The organism is Myxococcus llanfairpwllgwyngyllgogerychwyrndrobwllllantysiliogogogochensis, assembly GCF_006636215.1.
Lineage (GTDB): Bacteria > Myxococcota > Myxococcia > Myxococcales > Myxococcaceae > Myxococcus > Myxococcus llanfairpwllgwyngyllgogerychwyrndrobwllllantysiliogogogochensis.
Genome location: NZ_VIFM01000533.1, coordinates 1 through 1416, shown reverse-complemented (window position 1 = coordinate 1416; position 1416 = coordinate 1). Strand labels below are relative to the sequence as shown.

General features: G+C 67.5%; 1 protein-coding gene. It reads right to left on the bottom strand.

The window, feature by feature from the left end; translation table 11 throughout:
• Nucleotides 1–2 precede the first annotated feature (2 nt).
• Entirely contained in the window at nt 3–1367 is a 1365-nt protein-coding gene (locus FJV41_RS49130) for an IS701 family transposase (protein ID WP_141649505.1), read from the bottom strand.
• Between the last annotated feature and the right edge of the window lie 49 nt (nt 1368–1416).

Sequence of the window (1416 nt, the reverse complement as noted above, 5' to 3'; positions counted from 1 at the left end):
TACTACTTGATCAGATGCAGGACGGCCCGAGAGGAGGAGCGCGAGCTCCGAGTCTGCGGAGGCACAGCGGGCAATGGCCGATGCGGCGCAGCAGCAGGTGCTGAAGGCGACGTCGAACCTGGGGCAGCGTCCACGGCGTCTTGCTCTGGGGGAAAAAGCGCTCGACGGAGCGCGAGGAAACCGTGGGCGACCATGCACAGCGTGGCGTGGTGGTGAAAGCCTCTCCAGGTGCGGCCCTCGAAGTGGTCCAGCCCCACTTCGCCCTTCATCTCCTGGTAGTCCCGCTCCACGCGCCAGCGCAGCTTTGCCAGGGTGACGAGGCGTTTGAGAGGCGTGTCCGCCGGCAATGAGGAGAGATAGAACTTCGTCGGCGCGGCTTCCCCCTGCGGCCACTCACACAGCAGCCATTCGGGAGTGCCTGGCGCTTTGCGGACGACGTGGCCTTCGGCGACTTGGATTCGCACCGCGGCGAAGGTGGAGGAATGCGTGCCACGACTGCCCTCGCGCCAGCTGACACGGCGGTACTCCTCTTCGGGCAACTGGCTCGCCAGCTCTTCAATCGTCCAGGGCTGCACGCCGCTGTCGGTGACGAAGCGCGTCCGGGGGCGCCCGTACTCGCCCGCCTTCTTCACGGGCAGGTGCGGCGCAGCTCCTGGAGGCCATACCTTGTGTTGCCCTGGCACGCCGACGAGGTAGGGCAGTCCCCGGGCCGTGAGTCCTTCGCGGAACTCTCGGCAGTTGCCATACCCCGCATCCGCCAGGACGACGTGCCGCCGCACGCCCCATTCCAGCGCGTCATCCAACTGCTCCAGCGCCAGCTCCCATTTGCGCGCTGCTCTCACCGTCTCGGGGACACCCGCCGCCTTGCGCCGCGCCGTGTCCGTCACCCAGTCCTCGGGCAGGTACAGCCGCATGCCAATGCATCCGCTGCCTCGCGGCCCCGCCAGATGCAGGCTGACGGCCACCTGGCAGTTGTCCGTGCGCCCCAATGTGCCCGAGTACTGTCGGGCCACCCCCACCGAGTGCTGCCCCTTCTTGGGAAACCCCGTGTCGTCCACCACCAGGGCCTCCAACTCCGGCACCTCGGCTTCCAGTTTCCTCGCCAGCCGCTCTCGCAGCGCCTCGTCACTCCACGCCCCCTGCGAGACGCACTGCTGTAGCCGCTGGCGCATCGCCTCCACCTCGCGGGCGTCCTCAACCAGTCGGGACGCCATCGGCTCGATGCTCTTGCGTTCCCCGTCCAGCAGCAGGCCCGTCACATAGGCTTCCATGGCCCGGCGCCGCTCCAGCCGTCCCATGCCGACCACCATCTCATCGAGGTAGGCGCTCAGCGCCTCATCCAGCTTGCGCAGCTGTGCCGGTGTCATCCCGACCGTAGATCATGACCGCCACCTCGATTCAAGTGACCGGGTAGTA

Coding starts and splice junctions, on each gene's coding strand:
- FJV41_RS49130 (WP_141649505.1), bottom strand. CDS start 1,367: ATGACACCGGCACAGCTGCGCAAGCTGGATGAGGCGCTGAGCGCCTAC.